The organism is Azohydromonas sp. (genome assembly GCF_035325925.1).
Lineage (GTDB): Bacteria > Pseudomonadota > Gammaproteobacteria > Burkholderiales > Burkholderiaceae_C > Calidifontimicrobium.
Map to the genome: position 1 here is coordinate 41,384 of NZ_DAOKZA010000008.1, position 16,765 is coordinate 58,148.

At 72.2% G+C, this 16,765-nt stretch carries 19 protein-coding genes; 2 read left to right on the forward strand and 17 right to left on the reverse strand.

What is annotated here, in order from left to right; translation table 11 throughout:
- The 6 genes from lptE to PKC53_RS04640 are packed head-to-tail and all read right to left on the reverse strand — an operon-like array spanning position 1 to position 5,610.
- Positions 1-486 (reverse strand): LPS assembly lipoprotein LptE, encoded by a 486-nt coding sequence (gene lptE, locus PKC53_RS04615; RefSeq protein ID WP_324426793.1) that lies wholly within the window; start codon positions 484-486, stop codon positions 1-3.
- Entirely contained in the window at positions 486-3,140 is a 2,655-nt protein-coding gene (gene leuS / locus PKC53_RS04620) for a leucine--tRNA ligase (RefSeq protein ID WP_324426795.1), read from the reverse strand. The genes lptE and leuS overlap by 1 nt, the downstream gene beginning before the upstream one ends.
- Positions 3,141-3,163: 23 nt before the next feature.
- Entirely contained in the window at positions 3,164-3,580 is a 417-nt protein-coding gene (locus PKC53_RS04625; protein ID WP_324426797.1) for a biopolymer transporter ExbD, read from the reverse strand.
- Entirely contained in the window at positions 3,577-4,236 is a 660-nt protein-coding gene (locus PKC53_RS04630) for a MotA/TolQ/ExbB proton channel family protein (protein WP_324426799.1), read from the reverse strand. Before PKC53_RS04630 ends, PKC53_RS04625 begins: the two co-directional genes overlap by 4 nt.
- A 19-nt stretch (positions 4,237-4,255) precedes the next feature.
- Positions 4,256-5,065 carry a 4-hydroxy-tetrahydrodipicolinate reductase gene (gene dapB / locus PKC53_RS04635; RefSeq protein ID WP_324426801.1) on the reverse strand — a complete coding sequence of 270 codons (810 nt, stop codon included), beginning with the start codon at positions 5,063-5,065 and terminating at the stop codon, positions 4,256-4,258.
- A complete protein-coding gene (locus PKC53_RS04640) occupies positions 5,065-5,610 on the reverse strand; it encodes an outer membrane protein assembly factor BamE (RefSeq protein WP_324426803.1) in 546 nt (181 codons plus the stop codon). The genes dapB and PKC53_RS04640 overlap by 1 nt, the downstream gene beginning before the upstream one ends.
- Positions 5,611-5,699: 89 nt before the next feature.
- On the opposite strand from PKC53_RS04640, the gene fur reads away from it, so the two are divergent.
- Positions 5,700-6,128 carry a ferric iron uptake transcriptional regulator gene (gene fur / locus PKC53_RS04645; RefSeq protein ID WP_324426805.1) on the forward strand — a complete coding sequence of 143 codons (429 nt, stop codon included), beginning with the start codon at positions 5,700-5,702 and terminating at the stop codon, positions 6,126-6,128.
- Positions 6,129-6,171: 43 nt separating this feature from the next.
- On the opposite strand, the gene hprK is transcribed toward fur, so the two are convergent.
- The 3 genes from hprK to raiA all read right to left on the reverse strand — a co-directional run bounded on the left by hprK (position 6,172) and on the right by raiA (position 8,267).
- Positions 6,172-7,125, reverse strand: coding sequence for an HPr(Ser) kinase/phosphatase (gene hprK, locus PKC53_RS04650; RefSeq protein ID WP_324426807.1), 954 nt, complete (start codon positions 7,123-7,125; stop codon positions 6,172-6,174).
- A gap of 64 nt (positions 7,126-7,189) precedes the next feature.
- Positions 7,190-7,660 carry a PTS IIA-like nitrogen regulatory protein PtsN gene (ptsN, locus tag PKC53_RS04655; RefSeq protein WP_324426809.1) on the reverse strand — a complete coding sequence of 157 codons (471 nt, stop codon included), beginning with the start codon at positions 7,658-7,660 and terminating at the stop codon, positions 7,190-7,192.
- A gap of 268 nt (positions 7,661-7,928) precedes the next feature.
- Positions 7,929-8,267, reverse strand: a complete 339-nt coding sequence (gene raiA / locus PKC53_RS04660; RefSeq protein WP_324426812.1) for a ribosome-associated translation inhibitor RaiA — start codon at positions 8,265-8,267, stop codon at positions 7,929-7,931.
- Positions 8,268-8,600: 333 nt separating this feature from the next.
- Here raiA and corA point away from each other — a divergent pair, with 333 nt between their 5' ends.
- Positions 8,601-9,581, forward strand: a complete 981-nt coding sequence (corA, locus tag PKC53_RS04665; protein WP_324426814.1) for a magnesium/cobalt transporter CorA — start codon at positions 8,601-8,603, stop codon at positions 9,579-9,581.
- A gap of 12 nt (positions 9,582-9,593) precedes the next feature.
- On the opposite strand, the gene PKC53_RS04670 is transcribed toward corA, so the two are convergent.
- Genes PKC53_RS04670 through PKC53_RS04705 form a run of 8 tightly spaced genes read right to left on the reverse strand, consistent with a single transcriptional unit; the run spans position 9,594 to position 16,617 of the window.
- Complete coding sequence (locus PKC53_RS04670; RefSeq protein ID WP_324426816.1) at positions 9,594-10,037, reverse strand: nuclear transport factor 2 family protein; 444 nt, start codon at positions 10,035-10,037, stop codon at positions 9,594-9,596.
- A complete protein-coding gene (locus tag PKC53_RS04675) occupies positions 10,034-10,819 on the reverse strand; it encodes an SDR family NAD(P)-dependent oxidoreductase (protein WP_324426817.1) in 786 nt (261 codons plus the stop codon). The genes PKC53_RS04670 and PKC53_RS04675 overlap by 4 nt, the downstream gene beginning before the upstream one ends.
- A gap of 16 nt (positions 10,820-10,835) precedes the next feature.
- The gene (locus tag PKC53_RS04680; protein ID WP_324426819.1) at positions 10,836-11,369 is read right to left on the reverse strand and encodes a DUF3833 domain-containing protein; all 534 of its coding nucleotides are present in this window, start codon (positions 11,367-11,369) and stop codon (positions 10,836-10,838) included.
- Positions 11,366-12,661 carry an MFS transporter gene (locus PKC53_RS04685; RefSeq protein WP_324426899.1) on the reverse strand — a complete coding sequence of 432 codons (1,296 nt, stop codon included), beginning with the start codon at positions 12,659-12,661 and terminating at the stop codon, positions 11,366-11,368. The genes PKC53_RS04680 and PKC53_RS04685 overlap by 4 nt, the downstream gene beginning before the upstream one ends.
- A gap of 50 nt (positions 12,662-12,711) precedes the next feature.
- A complete protein-coding gene (locus PKC53_RS04690; protein ID WP_324426821.1) occupies positions 12,712-13,257 on the reverse strand; it encodes a chalcone isomerase family protein in 546 nt (181 codons plus the stop codon).
- Positions 13,258-13,292: 35 nt separating this feature from the next.
- Positions 13,293-14,516, reverse strand: coding sequence for a cyclopropane-fatty-acyl-phospholipid synthase family protein (locus tag PKC53_RS04695; protein WP_324426824.1), 1,224 nt, complete (start codon positions 14,514-14,516; stop codon positions 13,293-13,295).
- A 23-nt stretch (positions 14,517-14,539) separates the two neighbouring features.
- Positions 14,540-15,316 (reverse strand): DUF1365 domain-containing protein, encoded by a 777-nt coding sequence (locus PKC53_RS04700; protein WP_324426826.1) that lies wholly within the window; start codon positions 15,314-15,316, stop codon positions 14,540-14,542.
- The gene (locus PKC53_RS04705) at positions 15,313-16,617 is read right to left on the reverse strand and encodes an FAD-dependent oxidoreductase (RefSeq protein ID WP_324426829.1); all 1,305 of its coding nucleotides are present in this window, start codon (positions 16,615-16,617) and stop codon (positions 15,313-15,315) included. Before PKC53_RS04705 ends, PKC53_RS04700 begins: the two co-directional genes overlap by 4 nt.
- Positions 16,618-16,765: the final 148 nt, after the last annotated feature.

Consider the following 16,765-nt stretch of genomic DNA (forward strand, 5'->3'; position numbering starts at 1 on the left):
CTACGGCGCCGGGCTGGCCGCCAGGCGGCGCAGCACCTGCAGCGCGATGTCGGCCTCCATCGCGCGCCACAGCGACTGCTCCTCCTGCGCCTTGCCCAGTGCCGCGGTCTCGCTGTAGCTCAGGTCGCGGCCGAGGGCGATCTCGGCCGGCGGCAGCAGCGGCTTGCCGGCGCGCGTGCTCAGCCGGTACACCAGCCGCGAGTGCAACTGCAGCTCGCGCACCTGGCCGGCGGCGGTGGTCGCGGACACGCTGCGCCGGCGCTCGTCGGCCAGCGCCTCGAGCACGACCTCGGCGTCGCGCGGGTGCGCGACGAGCGTGACGCCGTCGGGCAGCGCGTGGCGCAGCGCGTCGGCGGTGCCGGTGGCCGGCGAGAAGCCGGTCAGCGCGAGCCGGCGGAACGGCAGCGCCGGGGCGCGCCGCAGCTCGAAGCCGCAGCCGGCGAGCAGCGCGGTCGACGCCAGCAACCAGCGGCGGCGCGACGCCATCACACGACGACGTTGACCAGCCGCCCCGGCACGATCACGACCTTCTTCGGCGCGCGGCCCTCGGCGAAGCGCACGCACTCGGGGCTGGCCACCGCCGCCGCCTCGATCGCGGCGCGGTCGGCCTGCGCACCCACGCGGATCGACCCGCGGTGCTTGCCGTTGACCTGCAGCACCAGCTCGACCTCGTCGAGCGCGAGCGCCGTCTCGTCGACCTGCGGCCACGGCGCGTCGATCAGCTCGCCCAGCCGCGCGGCGAAGCCCAGCTCGGCCCACAGTGCGTGCGTGACATGCGGGCACGCCGGGTACAGCGCGCGCAGCAGCACCGACAGGCCCTCGCACAGCACGGCGGCGTCGCCGTCGCTGCCGTCTGCGGCGAAGCCCTCGAGCGCGTTGAGCAGCTTCATGCAGCCCGACACGACGGTGTTGTACTGCAGCCGCTCGTAGTCGTAGCTCACCTGGCGCAGCACGACGTGCACCTCGCGGCGCAGCGCCCTGGCCTCGGCGCGCAGCGGCGCGGCGCCGAGGTCGCCCGCGGTGGCGCGGCGGATCGCGGCGGCGTGGCGCGCGGCGAAGGCCCACAGGCGCTTGAGGAAGCGGTGCGCGCCTTCCACGCCGGCGTCGTTCCACTCGAGCGTCTGCTCCGGCGGGCTGGCGAACATCACGAACAGCCGCGCGGTGTCGGCGCCGTAGCGGTCGATCAGCTCCTGCGGGTCGACGCCGTTGTTCTTCGACTTCGACATCGTGCCCACGCCCTCGTAGTCGACGGCCGAGCCGTCGCTCTTCAGGCGGGCGCCCGTGATCTTGCCGCTGACGTCGTAGGTGTTCTCGACCTCGTGCGGCCAGAAGTACTCGATGCCCCCCTTGTCGCCGCGTCGCGAGTAGATGTGGTTGAGCACCATGCCCTGCGTGAGCAGCCGGGTGAACGGCTCGTCGACCTGCACCAGGCCGAGGTCGCGCATCACCTTGGTCCAGAAGCGCGCGTACAGCAGGTGCAGGATGGCGTGCTCGATGCCGCCGATGTACTGGTCCATCGGCATCCAGTGACGCGTGCCCTCGGCGACCATCGCGCGCTCGTTGGTCGGGTCGCAGTAGCGCATGAAGTACCACGACGAGTCGACGAAGGTGTCCATCGTGTCGGTCTCGCGCCGTGCCGGCTGGCCGCAGCGCGGGCAGGCGACGTTCAGGAACGAGGCGCACTTGTTCAGCGGGTTGCCGCTGCCGTCGGGGATCAGGTCCTCGGGCAGCACGACGGGCAGGTCGGCGTCTGGCACCGGCACCACGCCGCAGCCGTCGCAGTGGACGATCGGGATCGGCGTGCCCCAGTAGCGCTGGCGGCTGATGCCCCAGTCGCGCAGGCGCCACGTGACCTTCTTCTCGCCCAGGTCCTTCGCGGCAAGCAGCTCGGCGACCTTGTCGACCGCCGCCTTGTGCGGCAGGCCGTCGAGCACCCCCGAGTTCACGCAGCGCGCACGCGGCTTGTCGGCGTACCACTCGGCCCAGGCGTCGGTCGTGAACGTCTCGCCGTCGACGGCAATGACCTGGCGGATCGGCAGGCCGTACTTCTTCGCGAACGCGAAGTCGCGCTCGTCGTGCGCCGGCACGCCCATCACGGCGCCGTCGCCGTAGCCCATCAGCACGTAGTTGCCCACCCACAGCGGCACCGCTTCGCCGGTCAGCGGGTGCGTCACCGCCAGCCCGGTGGGCAGGCCGACCTTGTCCCTGGTCGCCAGCTCGGCCTCGGTGGTGCCGCCGTGGCGGCACTCGTCGATGAACGCCGCCAGCGCCGCGTCCGACTTCGCGGCGTGCAGCGCCAGCGGGTGTTCGGGCGCCACGGCGCAGAACGTGACGCCCATGATCGTGTCGGCGCGCGTCGTGAACACGTACATCCGCCCGCCGCCGATGGGCCGGCCGTCGTCGCCGCGGACGTCGTGCGGGAAGGCGAAGCGCACGCCCTCGCTCTTGCCGATCCAGTGCTCCTGCATCAGGCGCACGCGCTCGGGCCAGCCGGCGAGGTAGTTCCTGTCGGCGGGGTCGGCCACCGCCGACAGCAGCTCGTCGGCGTAGTCGGTGATCTTCAGGTAGTAGCCGGGGATCTCGCGCTTCTCGACCAGCGCGCCGCTGCGCCAGCCGCGCCCGTCGATGACCTGCTCGTTGGCGAGCACGGTCTGGTCGACCGGGTCCCAGTTGACGACCTGCGTGCGCCGCTCGGCGATGCCCTTCTCGAGCATGCGCAGGAACAGCCACTGGTTCCACCGGTAGTAGTCGGGGCTGCAGGTGGCGACCTCGCGGCTCCAGTCGATGGCCAGCCCCATCGCCTGCATCTGCGCCTTCATGTGCGCGATGTTCGAGTAGGTCCACGCCGCCGGCGGGACCTTGTTCTTCATCGCCGCGTTCTCGGCCGGCAGGCCGAACGCGTCCCAGCCCATCGGCATCAGCACGTTGTGGCCGCGCATGCGCAGCTGGCGCGCCAGCATGTCGTTGATCGTGTAGTTGCGCACGTGCCCCATGTGCAGCTTGCCGCTGGGGTACGGCAGCATCGAGCAGGCGTAGTACTTCGGCCTGGCGGCGTCCTCGCGCACGCGGTAGGCGTCGCGCTCGGCCCAGTGGCGCTGCGCCGCGGCCTCGACCTCGGCGGGGGCGTATTTCTCGTTCATGCAGCGGATTGTAGGGAGCGGGGTCAGCGCGGCGCTTCGGTGACGAAGCCCACGCGGCTCAGCCCGGCGCGCTGCACCAGCGCGATCAGCGCGGCGACCTCGCCGTAGGGCACCGCGCGGTCGGCGCGCAGCTGCACCTCGGTGAGCGGGTCGCGCCGCGCCGCGTCGGCCAGGCGCGCGGCGAGCGTGTCGGCGTCGACCGGTTCGTCGCCCAGGTGCAGACGGCCGCCGCGGTCGATCGCGACGGCGACGAACGCCGCGGGCGCGTCGCCCGCGACGGCGTCGGCGCGCGGCAGGTCGAGCTTCAGCGCCGGCGCGATCAGTGGCGCGGTGATGATGAAGATCACCAGCAGCACCAGCATCACGTCGATCAGCGGTGTCATGTTGATGTCGCTGAGCGGGCGCTCGCCGCCGCCGCGACCGAGGCGGCCGAAGCTCATCGCCGCTGGTCGTTGCCGGTGCCGAGCAGCTCGCGCAGGTCGTGCGCGAAGCCCTCGAGCTCGGCCTCGCACGCGGCCACGCGGCGACCGTGCACGTTGTAGGCGAGCACCGCCGGAATCGCCACCGCGAGGCCGGCCGCGGTCATCAGCAGTGCCTCGCCGACCGGGCCGGCAACCTTGTCGATCGTCACGGTGCCCGACGCGGCGATCGCCAGCAGCGCGTGGTAGATGCCCCACACGGTGCCGAACAGCCCGACGAACGGCGCGGTCGCACCGATCGACGCCAGCACCACCTGACCGTGCTGCAGCGTCGCCACGGCGCGGTGCAGCGCGCCGCGCAGGCGGCGCGTGAGCCGGGCCGCCTGCGCGGCGCGTGCTTCGAGCGCATCGTCATCCGGCGCGGCGAGCGCGGCGTCGACCAGCGGCAGCAGCAACTGCTCGCGATCGGCCGTGGCTAGCCGCTGGCGCGCCACGTCGAGCGACGGCGCGGCCCAGAACAGCGCGACGCCTCGGCCGAGGTCGCGCCGCACGCGGCGCAGCAGCCACGACTTCCAGACGATCAGCGCCCAGGTGGCGATCGACATCGCCAGCAGCACCAGGGCGACGGCGCGGCCGACGCCGTCGCTCGACGGCCACCACGCGGCCACGGCGTCCATCGCGGTGGCGGCGGCGGGCTCAGCGCAGGCCGAGCACGGCGTCCATGCCGTACAGCCCGTTCGCCTTGTCGGCCAGGAAGCGCGCGGCGCGCAGGCTGCCCTGCGCGTAGGTCGCGCGGCTGGCGCTCTTGTGCGTGATCTCGATGCGTTCGCCGGTGCCGGCGAACAGCACCGTGTGGTCGCCGACGATGTCGCCGCCGCGGATCGTCGCGAAGCCGATCGTCGACGGGTCGCGCTCGCCGGTGACGCCCTCGCGGCCGTAGACGGCGCAGGTCTTCAGGTCGCGGCCGAGCGCGGCGGCGACGACCTCGCCCATCTTCAGCGCGGTGCCGCTCGGCGCGTCGACCTTGTGCCGGTGGTGCGCCTCGACGATCTCGATGTCGTAGCCCTCGGCCAGCGCGCGCGCCGCGACATCCAGCAAGCGCAGCACGACGTTGACGCCGACGCTCATGTTCGGCGCCATCACCACCGCGACCTCGCGCGCGTGCGCGGCCACCAGCGCCTTCTGTTCGTCGGTGAACCCGGTGGTGCCGACCACCGCCTTGACGCCGAGCTCGCGGCACAGCGTCAGGTGCGCCAGCGTGCCCTCGGGTCGCGTGAAGTCGATCATCACGTCGGCGCCGTCCAGCGCCGCGCGCACGTCGTCGGTGACCACGACGCCGCTGCCTCGGCCGAGGAAGGCCGCCGCGTCGTGACCCAGCGCAGGGCTGCCGGTGCGGTCGAACGCGCCGGCGAGCGCGCAGTCGTCGGCGCCGAGCACGGCTTCGATCAGCATCTGGCCCATGCGCCCGGACGCGCCGGCCACCGCGATGCGCAGCGCCCCTGCCATCAGCGCTCCAGCGGGGGGTAGTCGCGCGCCGGACCCAGCGGTTCGCCCGGTGGCGCGGCGGCCGCGGTGCGCGCCGGCGCCGGCAGCGCGGCGCGTTCGGCCTCGCTGAGTTCGAGCTTGGGCACCGTGCGCGGCCGCACGTTGCTGATCGTCGCGACGAACTCGACCTCGCTCGGCAGCTCGGGCACCTCGGTGCGCTGCAGACGGTCGCCGTCGAACCACACGACGATGCTGCGTCGCTGCGGGTCGGCGCCCTGGCGGCGGATCGTGAACACGTAGTCCCAGCGGTCGGCGTGGAACACGCTGGCCAGCAGCGGCGAGCCGAGCACGTCGATCACCTGCTGGCGCGTCATGCCGGGACGCAGCCGCGCCGCCTGCTCGCGGGTCACGACGTTGCCCTGCACGACCTCGATGCGGTACGGCGCGATCAGGCCGAACAGGCGCGGCTCGTTCGGCGTGCTCGTGCAGCCGGCGAGCAGCACCGCGACGGCGAGCAGCGGGCCCGGGCGCAGCCGGGACAGGACGGTCGGGGGGGAAACGCTCATGCGAGGGCGCGGACCCGGCAGGGTCGAGCCGCGTCGTTATGATGGGAAATTCTAGCGGTGCCGGGCACCCTCCATCGGTCCGACTGTCCATGACGCACGCCGACGAACTCAAGAGCAGCGGCCTGAAGGCCACGCTGCCGCGCATCAAGATCCTCGAGGTGTTCCAGCGCAGCGCGCAGCGGCACATGACCGCCGAGGACGTGTTCAAGGCCCTGCTCGCCGAGGGCTCGGACATCGGGCTGGCCACCGTGTACCGGGTGCTGATGCAGTTCGAGCAGGCCGGGCTGCTCACGCGCAGCCACTTCGAGAGCGGCAAGTCGGTGTTCGAGCTCAACGAGGGCCAGCACCACGACCACCTGGTGTGCCTGACCTGCGGCCGCGTCGAGGAGTTCTACGACGCCGAGATCGAGGCGCGCCAGCGCGCGGTGGCCGAGGCGCGCGGCTTCGCGCTGCAGGAGCACACGCTGGCGCTGTACGCGACCTGCACGAAGACCGGCTGTCCGCACCGGCCGAAGTAGCGCGCGCCCGGGTCGCCGCGGCCGACGCCGCGAGCGCTGCGCGTCACCCGGCGCCGCGTTCCATCGCGCGCTGGTGGCGCTCGATGAACTCCTGGTAGGTGTCGATGCCGCGCAGCTGCAGCACCGTGTTGCGCACCGCGGCCTCGACGAGCACCGCGAGGTTGCGCCCGGCGTCGACCGCGATCACCGCCTTGCGCACCGGCACACCGAGCACCTCCTCGTACATCGGCTCGTGCGGCAGGCGCTCGAACTCGCGCTCGAGCGTCTCCTTGCGCACCAGGTGCACGATCAGCTTCAGACGCATCTTGCGGCGCACCGCGGTCTCGCCGAAGATGGCCTTGATGTCGAGCAGGCCGATGCCGCGTACCTCGAGCAGGTTCATCAGCAGCTCGGGACAGCGCCCGTCGATCGCCGTCTGCGAGACGCGGTACAGGTCGACCGCGTCGTCGGCCACCAGCCCGTGGCCGCGCGAGATCAGCTCCAGCCCCAGCTCGCTCTTGCCCAACCCCGACTCGCCGGTCAGCAGCACGCCGAGGCCGAGGATGTCCATGAACACGCCGTGGCGCGTGGTGCGCTCGGCGAACAGCTGCGACAGGTAGGCGCGCAGCACGTCGATCACGTGGCCGGCGGGCTCCTGCGTGACGAACAGCGGGATCTCGGCGCGGTCGCACAGCGCGACCAGTTTCTCGGGCGGCACCTGGTCGTCGGCGACGACGATCACCGGCGGCTCGAGCGTGACGATGCGCTGGATGCGCCGTTCCTGCACCTCGGCGCTGGCGTCGGCCAAGTAGGCCACCTCGCGGCGGCCGACCAGCTGCACGCGATACGGGTGGATGTAGTTGAGGTAGCCGATCAGGTCGGCCGGCGAGCCGGCCTCGCGGATCGCCACTTCGGCGAAGGGGCGCTCGGGATGCGCGTGCCCGGCGATCCACTGCCAGCGCAGCGCCGCGCGGTGTTCCTCGAACAGCGCCTCGGCGCTGAGGGTGGTCGGCTTCACGCGGGTCGGGTCGCCACGTGGCCGGGCGCCGCGCGACTCGCGCGCTGCGGCGCGCGTGCGGCGCTCAAGCCACCGATTTCAGCGGCTCCCAGGTCGAGATCAGCCGGTGCAGCGTCTCGGCCTCGGCCTCGGTCTTCAGCCGCTCGCGCAGTTCGCGGTCGCTGAGCATCTCGGCGATCTCCGACAGGATCTCCAGGTGCCGCTGCGTCGCCGCCTCGGGCACGAGCAGGAAGATCAGCAGCGTCACCGGTTCGTCGTCGGGCGCGTCGAACGGGACCGGCTGCTGCACGCGCAGCACCGCCGCCAGCGGGTTCTTCAGCCCCTTGATGCGGCCGTGCGGGATCGCCACGCCGTGGCCGAGCCCGGTCGAGCCGAGCCGCTCGCGCGCGAACAGGTTGTCGGTGACGGTGGCCCGCGCGATCGCGTGCTGGTTCTCGAACAGCAGGCCCGCCTGCTCGAAGACCCGCTTCTTGCTGGTGGCGTCCACGTTCACCAGCACGTTGCTGGCGGGCAGGATGGCGGCGAGACGGTTCATGTCGGGGCGCCGGACCGTCCTGCTGACGACGACCGCCCGGCCAATGTGACAGAGCGACGAATTATAGGAAGACCCCCACGAAGCGGGCGGCCGGCAAGCCCCCGCGCGCAGGGGTGTTGTGCAAATGTCGTAGGTCCACCGCGCCCGGCGCGCGGCCCGCCGCGGCAAGTGCACGCTCACTCGCCGTGGCAGGTCGTCGCCGTGGCGTCACCGGAGGATCGGGCCTCCCGGCCACGCGGGCCGCGTGCACGCCGTCGCCGGGGATGGATCAGAGGTTCGCATCGATGCGCTTGGCGGGCAGGTGGTGGTGGTCCTGGGCCTTGTCCTTGTAGCGCATGACCTGGCGGTCCAGCTTGTCCATCAGCTGGTCGATCGCCGCGTACAGATCCTCGTGCGACTGCTCGACGAAGATGTCGCGGCCCTTGACGTGCAGCGTCACCTCGGCCTTCTGCCGCCGCTCCTTCTCCTTGAGCTTCTCGACGGTCAGCAGCACGTTGATGTCGACCACCTGGTCGAAGTGCCGGGTCACGCGATCGAGCTTGTTCGTGACGTACTCGCGCAGGGCCGGGGTGACCTCGAGGTGGTGTCCGCTGATCGTCAGATTCATCTGCTGCTCCTTTCTGGGGGTGGTGTGGCCGCCTGCGCGGCGGTCACGGAGCCCTCCCGGGCCGAACCAGTGTGCCCGCGAACCGGGGCGGTGACAAGCCGACGACGGGCCGCCGCGCACGGCCTCGTGGCGAGCCGCGATGCCATAATTGACAGTCGTTTTCCGGAGCCATCACGTTGGACCAGAGTCACCCTCGGTGACCGTCCACTCCGGTCCGCCGCGTTGGCGGCGGACCCGGCCCCACCGGGGCCCGCGGGGTGAGACGGTCGTCACGGATCACCCCGCCTGCGGCGGCCGGCCATCCGGCGTTGCCTGGCGCCACAGAGTCTGCCCATGCTCAACGTCTTCACGCTGGCCAACGGTCGGCTGGTTCAGCAAGAGATCGACAACGCCGCGTCGCTGGCCGACCTGCAGCCGGTGTGGGTCGACCTGGAGTCGCCGACACCCGAGGAGAAGGGTTGGATCGCCGGGCGCTTCGGACTGGTGATCCCCGACGACGTCGCCGACGAGGACATCGAGGAGTCCGCCCGCTTCTACGAGGAGGACAACGGCGAGTTGCACATCCGCTCGGACTTCCTGCTCGAGGGCGACGACGACGCCGAGGGCATGACCGCGCGCAACGTGCGCGTGGCCTTCATCCTGCGCGACAACGTGCTGTTCTCGGTGCACGCCGAGGACCTGCCGGTGTTCCGGCTGCTGCGCCTGCGCGCGCGGCGCACGCCGGCGCTGATCGAGGACGCGAAGGACGTGCTGCTCAAGCTGTTCGACACCGACGCCGAGTACTCGGCCGACATGCTCGAAGGCATCTACGACAGCCTGGAGGAGGTCAGCACCAGCGTGCTGCGGCTCAACGCCAACGTCACCGACGCGGTGGCCGCCGAGGCGCTGGCGGCGATCGCGCGCGAGGAGGACCTCAACGGCCGCATCCGCCGCAACGTGATGGACACGCGCCGCGCGCTGAGCTTCATGATGCGCAGCCGCATGCTCAACGCCGAGCAGTTCGAGGATGCGCGCCAGATCCTGCGCGACATCGACTCGCTCGACAGCCACACGGTGTTCCTGTTCGACAAGATCAACTTCCTGATGGACGCCACGGTCGGTTTCATCAACCTGAACCAGAGCCGCATCATCAAGATCTTCTCGGTCGCCGCGGTCGCGCTGCTGCCACCGACGCTGATCGCCAGCATCTACGGCATGAACTTCGAGCACATGCCCGAGTTGTCGTGGCGCTTCGGCTATCCGTTCTCGCTGGCGCTGATGGCGCTGAGCGTGGTCACGCCGTTCTGGTACTTCAAGCGCAAGGGCTGGCTGTAGCCGGCGCCTCGCTCACGAGCGCGCGCGGCGCTGCAGCCAGCGCATCAGCGCGCCGACGAGCGGCAGCTTCGCGTACAGCTCCTCGGCGGCGTCCCAGTAGTCGCGGTGCACCGCGATGCGCCCGTCGGCGGCCAGCCGCAGGTGCGAGCCGCCGTGGATCGTCTGCTCGCCGCGCGCGAAGCGGCGCATGCCGAACACGAAGTCCCAGGTGAGAAAACACTGGTTCGCCTGCACGACGATGTCGCGCACGACGAAACGCGGCGCGTCGAGCGTGTCGAACATGTGCGCGAACACCGCGGCGATCGACGCGACGCCGCGCACGTCGTGGAACGGGTCCTTGAACTGCGCGTCGGCGGCGTACAGCTCGCCCAGGCGAGGCAGGTCGGCGCGCGACAGCGATTCGAAGCGCTCGACGATGCGCGCCACGCGGGCGTCGGGGTGGCGCGGCGTGCTCACAGCCCGGTGGCGCGGCGGATCGCCGCGAAGTACAGCCCGTCGCTGAGCACGCTCAGCGCCTTGAGCAGGTGGGTGAAGCGCTTCGGGAAGTGGATCTCGAACGCGCCGCGCTGCCAGCCCTCGACGATGCGCTGCGCCGCCTCGTCGGAGCTGATCAGCGCCGGCATGCGGAAGTCGTTGTCCGCCGTCAGCGGCGTGTCGACGAACCCGGGGTTGATCACCGACACGCCGATGCCGCGCTCGTGCAGGTCCAGGTACAGAGACTCGCCGAGGTTGATCAGCGCGGCCTTGGTCGGCCCGTAGGCCAGCGATTTCGGCAGGCCGCGGTAGCCGGCCACGCTGGACACCAGGCTCAGGTGCGCCGGCGCGCCGGCGTCGGCCTGGCGCTGCAGCTGTGGCAGCACCGCGTCGAGCAGGTGCAGCGCGCCGACGTAGTTGACCTGCTGGTGGCGCAGCGCGTCGTCGAGGTCGAACGCGGTCGCGCGCATCGGCCGGTAGTGGCCGGCGCAGTACACCGCCAGGTCGATGCGGCCGTGGCGCTCGACGACGCGCCCCACCGCGTCGCGCATCGCGCCGCGGTCGGTGGCGTCGAGCGCGATCGCCATGCTGCCCGCATGCCGCGCGGTGAAGGCGTCGAGCGCGGCGGCGCTGCGCGCCGAGACGACGACACGCGCGCCGAGCGCGTGCAGGTGCTCGGCGGTGGCGCGACCGATGCCGCTGGAGGCGCCGACGAGCCACACCACCTGGTCACGCCAGTCGCGGATCGGCGGGTTCAGCGGCATGGGTGTCCCGTCACCGTCAGGGCCTGGTGAAGACCAGCGTGACCTCGCCGAGGCGGACGCCGAACTTGCTCATCACCGCCTTGTTGAGCATCACGCGTTCGTCGACGAGGAACATCCAGTCGTCGAACTGGACGTGCCAGACGCGGCCGTCGACCGGCAGCGCCAGCGTGTAGCGCCACTGGAACGCGTTGCCCGCGGCCTGTCCTGCGGCCTCGCCGACCACGTCGTCGGCGCTGCCGGTGTAGCGTCCGTCGGCGTGGCGCTTGAGCCGCCACACGCGGCGCTGCGTCGTGCCGTCGCTGTAGCTGAAGTGCTCGTCGAGCACGCCTTCGTCGCCCTGCCAGCGGCAGTCCATGCGCACGGTGAAGCGTCGCACGACCTTGCCGCTGCGGTCGGTGAAGATGCCGTACGCGTGCAGCGTGCCGTCGAAGTACTCGCGCAGGTCCAGGCGCGGGCGCTCGGCGGCGTAGTCGGCCGGCGTCGGCGACGCGCAGCCGGTGATCAGCCAAGGCGTCGAAGCGGCGGCGAGCAGCCAGTGGCGTCGGTTCATTCGGGGGCTCCACCGGCGCCGCGGCGCATCCGTGTGGCCAGCAGCGCCGCGGCCGCCAGCTTCAGCACGCATGGCAGCGCACAGTACGCCAGCGTCAGCGCGGCGAGCGCGTCGGCGTCGCGGCTGCCCGGCGTGTAGCCGAAGGCCTGCAGCAATGGCAGCGCGAGCCCGGCGGCCAGCGCGAGGTTGAGCTTGGTGGCGAAGTTCCACCAGCCGAAGTAGGCGCCCTCGGCCTGGCCACCGCGACCCGAGCGCTGGATCACGCCGGCCAGCAGCGCGCCGGGCAGCGCCAGGTCCGCGCCCAGCGCCAGCCCGCTGGCCACGCACACCGCGGCGAAACCGGCCACGTCGCCCGTGCCGAGCGCGGCGGCCCAGGCGAAGGCGGCGACGGCCAGCAGCATGCCGGCCAGCCAGGTGCGCACCAGCCCGAAGCGACGCACCAGCCGCACCCACAGCGGCATCGACAGTGCGCCGGCGGCGAAGTAGCTGGCGAGGAACAGCGGCTCGAACGCCGGTGCCTGCAGCCGATCGCGGATGAAGAACAGCACCAGCGTCGCCGGCACCGCGCTGGCGATGCCGTTGACGAGGAACACCGCGAGCAGGCGGCGGAACGCCGCATCGGCCAGCGGCAGCGTCATCGGCATCACCCCGCCCGGCGCGGTGGTGCCGAGCGCCCGCGGCGCACGGGACAGCAGCGCGACGCCGAGCGCCAACACGACCGCGAAGGTGGCCGTGGCCGCACCCATGCCGGCCAGCGCGGGCAGCACGCTGGCCACCAGCACGCCGGTCAGCGCGAAGCCTTCGCGCCAGGCGACGACGCGGGCACGCTGCGTCGCGTCGCCGCCGAGTCTTGCACCCCAGGCCTGGTGCAGCACCGCCAGCACGCTGTATGCGACGTAGGTCCACAGCAGCCAGGCGCCGCACCATGCGAGCAGCGACGCCGTGCCCTGCATCGGCGGGAAGAACAGCGCATGGAACCCGACCGCGGCCGCCACGGCGGCAAGCGCTGCGGCGCCCAGCACCCGCGCGGCGGAACGGGCGAACCAGCGGTCGACCAGGCGCCCGATCCACGGGTCGGTGACGGCGTCGAACAGCCGTGCGCCGAGCAGCAGGGCGCCCAGCGCCGCCAGCGGAACGCCGAACGTCGTCGCATAGTGGTTCGGCAGCATCACGTACAGCGGCAGCGCGACGAAGGCCAGCGGCAGTCCCAGCGCGCCGTAGGCGACGCCATCGCGCCAGCCGGTGGCGGCCAGCGGCGCGCGCACGAGCGGTGCCGCCACCGCGCGGGTCATCGCCGGCGCGGCGATCGGAGTGGCGCCGCAGGCGCCTCGCAACGGTTCCATCAACGTCCCAGCAGCGCGTCGCGCAGCTGCGGCTGCGACGTCTGCGGCGCCAGCCAGATGCCGAAGAACAGCCGCGTGAACTCGGGGTCGGGCAGCTCGCCGGCGTCGCGCCCGTTGACGAAGAACCGCACCGCCTCGCGCGGGCGCTGCACCCCCGTGATGCGGTCGCCGGCGCCGACGTCGGGGAAGATCGCGGCCATGCGCGACAACCACTGTCGCGCCTGCGCGTCGTCGAACTCGCCGACGCGGCGCATCTCGTCGACCGAACGTTCGGCGATCAGCCGTCCGACCAAGCGGCGTGCGTACTGCAGTTCGAGCGCCAGCGGCACGTCGGCGTAGTCTGCCCCGGGGCCGAACGGCACGGCGGCCCACAGCCGCGCGTCGTAGATCACCATGCCCAGGAAGCGCAGGCGGCCGCTGCCCACCAGCACCGCGCCGGGCAGTGCCGCGGTGACCTCGGGCGGGGCGGGCGATGCGTGCGCGCGACCGGCGGCGGCCGCCAGCGTCGCGAGCAGCAGCGTGCGGCGCCTCAGCAGGCCGGGCACGCGTGGCCTTCGTCCCGTGCCGCCGCGAGTCGGGTTCATGGCTTGCGCAGCGTGAACTGCACGACGTCGGTATTGCCGGTGGCGAACGCCGCCTCGCAGTACGCCAGGTAGAACTCCCAGGTGCGCACGAAGCGCGTGTCGAAGCCGAGCCGGCGCACCTGCGGCTCGCGCCGCAGGAAGGCGCTGCGCCAGCGTGCCAGCGTCTCGGCGTAGTCGTGCCCGAAGGCGAGCTCGTTGACGACCTCCAGCCCGGCCTTCGCCGCCTCGGCGCGGAACGCCGAGGCACTGGGCAGCAGCCCGCCGGGGAAGATGTACTGCTGGATGAAGTCGGTCGAGCGCGCGTAGCGCTCGAACAGATCGTCGCGGATCGTGATCGACTGGATGCACGCGCGCCCGCCCGGCCGCAGCTTGTCGTGCACGGTGCGGAAGAAGCCCGGCCAGTACGCGCGACCGACCGCCTCGAACATCTCGATCGAGCAGATCGCGTCGAACGGCGCGTCGGCGACGTCGCGATAGTCCTGCAGCCGCAGGTCGGCGCGGTCGGCGAGCCCGGCATGCTGCAACCGCTGGCGCGCGTGCGCGAGCTGCTCGGTCGACAGCGTCAGCCCGGTCACGTGTGCGCCGAAGTCGCGCGCCGCCGCTTCCGCCAGCGCGCCCCAGCCGCAGCCGATCTCGAGCACCCGCGCGCCCGGCGCGACGCCGCACTCGGCGAGCGCGCGCCGCACCTTGGCCTGCTGCGCGTCGGGCATCGATCGCGAGCGGTCACCTTCGAACCACGCACTCGAGTAGTTCATCGTCTCGTCGAGCCACAGCGCGTAGAACGCGTTGCCGAGGTCGTAGTGCGCGTGGATGTTGCGGCGGCTGCCACGGCGCGAGTTGCGGTTCAGCAGGTGCCGCAGGCGGTACGCGAGCGAGCCCCACCACGAGCCGTAGATCAGCCGTTCGGCGGCGTCGCGGTTGGCGATGAACAGCTCGAGCAGCGCGACCAGGTCGGGGCTGGTCCAACCGCCGGTGATGTAGCTCTCGGCAAAGCCGATGTCGCCCGACTTCAGCGTCGCCGCGCAGGCGTCCCAGTTGCGCAGGCGCAGCGCGGCGCGCGGACCGGGGATCGTGCCGGCGAACTGCAGCGCGCTGCCGTCGGGCAGCTGCAGGTCGAGCGTGCCGCGTCGCAGGTGGCGCAGCGCGCGCAGCACCGCGCGCGCCGCGGGCGGCGCCGACGCGGGCAGGGTGAACCAGGCGGTGGTCGTCGTCGTGCTCATCGGGGGGACTTCGGGCGATGCGTTCAGCGGGTCACGAAGGCGTCGGGCGGCGCCGGCTTGGAGAAGAACGGCACGCGCTTGAGCGCCAGCCGCAGCGCCTGCCAGTGGATGCGCGCGATCACGCCCAGCGTCATCAGCGGCGTGCCGAAGAACGCGCGGCGCAGCGCGGCGCCGGTCACCGGGCTCAGCGTGCCGCTGACGCTGGTCAGCAGCAGCGGCCCGTTGGCGTCGTGGTGATCGACGCGCGCCACGGTGCGCGGCGCGTGCGTGGGCGCGCCGAGGTCGGTGCGCATGAAGCGGAAGCGGTAGTCGCCCTCGACGCGGCAGAACGGCGAGACGTGGAACACCTTGCGTGCGCGCAGCTCGCGTCCGAAACGCAGGTCGTCGCCGTGCAGCAGGTAGCAGTGGCGCTCGCCGAAGGTGTTGTTGACCTCGGCGACGATCGCGGCGAGCGAGCCGTCGCGCCGGTGGCAGTACCAGAAGCTCACCGGCTTGAACACGTAGCCGAGCACGCGCGGGTAGCAGTGCAGCCAGACCTCGCCGTCGGCGTCGGCGATGCCTTCGCGCGCGAGCAGGTCGTCGATCCACGCGAGGCAGTCGCCGCCGCCGTCGCCGTGGTCGCGGTCGTGGAATGCGATCAGGCCGATGCGGTTGCGCGGCAGCGCGGGGTCGGGCGTGCGGCGCAGCGTCCGCAACGGCAGCAGCAGGAAATACGTCGGGTACTCGAAACCGTGCCGCGCCGGGCGCAGGCGCAGGTGGCGCACGACGCCGGTGCCGAGCAGCGCGCGCGTCGCGGTCACGCGGCCTCCGCCGGCGCCACGTCGCGCGCCCAGGCCTGGCGCAGGGCGTCGACCACGGCGAGCCCCGACGTCAGCCCGTCCTCGTGGAAGCCGTAGCGCGTCCACGCGCCGCAGTACCAGGTGTGCGCCCGGCCCTGGATGCGGTCGAGCCGGCGCTGCGCGTCGATCGCCGCCTGGTCGAACACCGGGTGCGCGTAGTTGAACGCCGCGAGCACGGCGCCGTCGCGTGGTTCGCGCGCCGGGTTCAGCGAGACGAGCACCGGCGTGTCGAACGGCAGCGGCTGCAGGCGGTTCAGCAGGTAGTGAAGGCACACGCGCGAGCGCTCTCGGTCGTCGCCGGCGGCGCGCTCGTAGTTCCACGCGGCCCAGGCCTTGCGGCGCCGCGGCAGCACCGCGGTGTCGGTGTGCAGCACCGCGCGGTTGGGCTGGTAGCGGATCGCGCCGAGCAGCGCACGCTCGTCGGCGCTGGCGTCGGCGAGCAGCGCCAAGCTCTGGTCGCTGTGGCAGGCGAGCACCAGTTCGTCGAAACGCTCGCTGCCGTGATCGGTGGACACGATCACGCCGTACTCCCCGCTGCCCGGCGGCACGCGGCGCACGCTGCGCACCGGCGTGGCCAGGCGCGCGTCGTCGATGCGCTCGAGCATGCGCTGCACGTAGCGGCGAGCGCCGCTGCGCACCGTGAACCACTGCGGCCGGTCGCTCACCTGGATCAGCCCGTGGTTGTGGCAGAAACGGATCATCGTCGCGACCGGGAAGCGCAGCATCTGGTCGGTCGGGCACGACCAGATGCAGCCGATCATCGGCAGGAAGTACCAGTCGCGGAACTCGTCGCCGAAGCGGTGTTCGCGCAGGAAATCGCCGATCGACTGGCGCAGCTCGGCGTCGGCGCCGCGCCGGGCGATCGTGGTGGCCAGCCGGTTGAAGCGCAGCAGGTCGGCGAGCATGCGCCAGAAACGCGGACGCAGCAGGTTGGCGCGCTGCGCGAAGACGGTGTCCATGGACGCGCCGCTCCACTCGAGCGGCAGGTCGGGCACCTGCACCGAGAACGACATGTCCGACGGCGCCAGATCGATGCCCAGCTCGCCGAACAGCCGCAACAGGTTCGGGTAGGTGCGCTCGTTGAGCACCAGGAAACCGGTGTCGACGCCGTGTGTCACGCCGTCGAGCGTGACGTCGACGGTGTTCGTGTGCCCGCCGAAGTGGGCTCCGGCTTCGAACAGCGTGACGCGCGACTCGCCGGCCAAATGCCAGGCGACCGACAGACCCGAGATGCCCGAGCCGACGACGGCGACGCGGCGCATCGTTCAGGCCCCCGGACGCGAGAACGGGGCACCGCCAGCGGTGCCCCGTGGAAGAAAGGCTGCTGTGGGCCGCCCCGGAGCGAAGGAGGGAGGGAGGAGGGAGGAGGAGAGGCGCTCCGGGATTCCGGTCGGCGAAGCCGACGGGCTG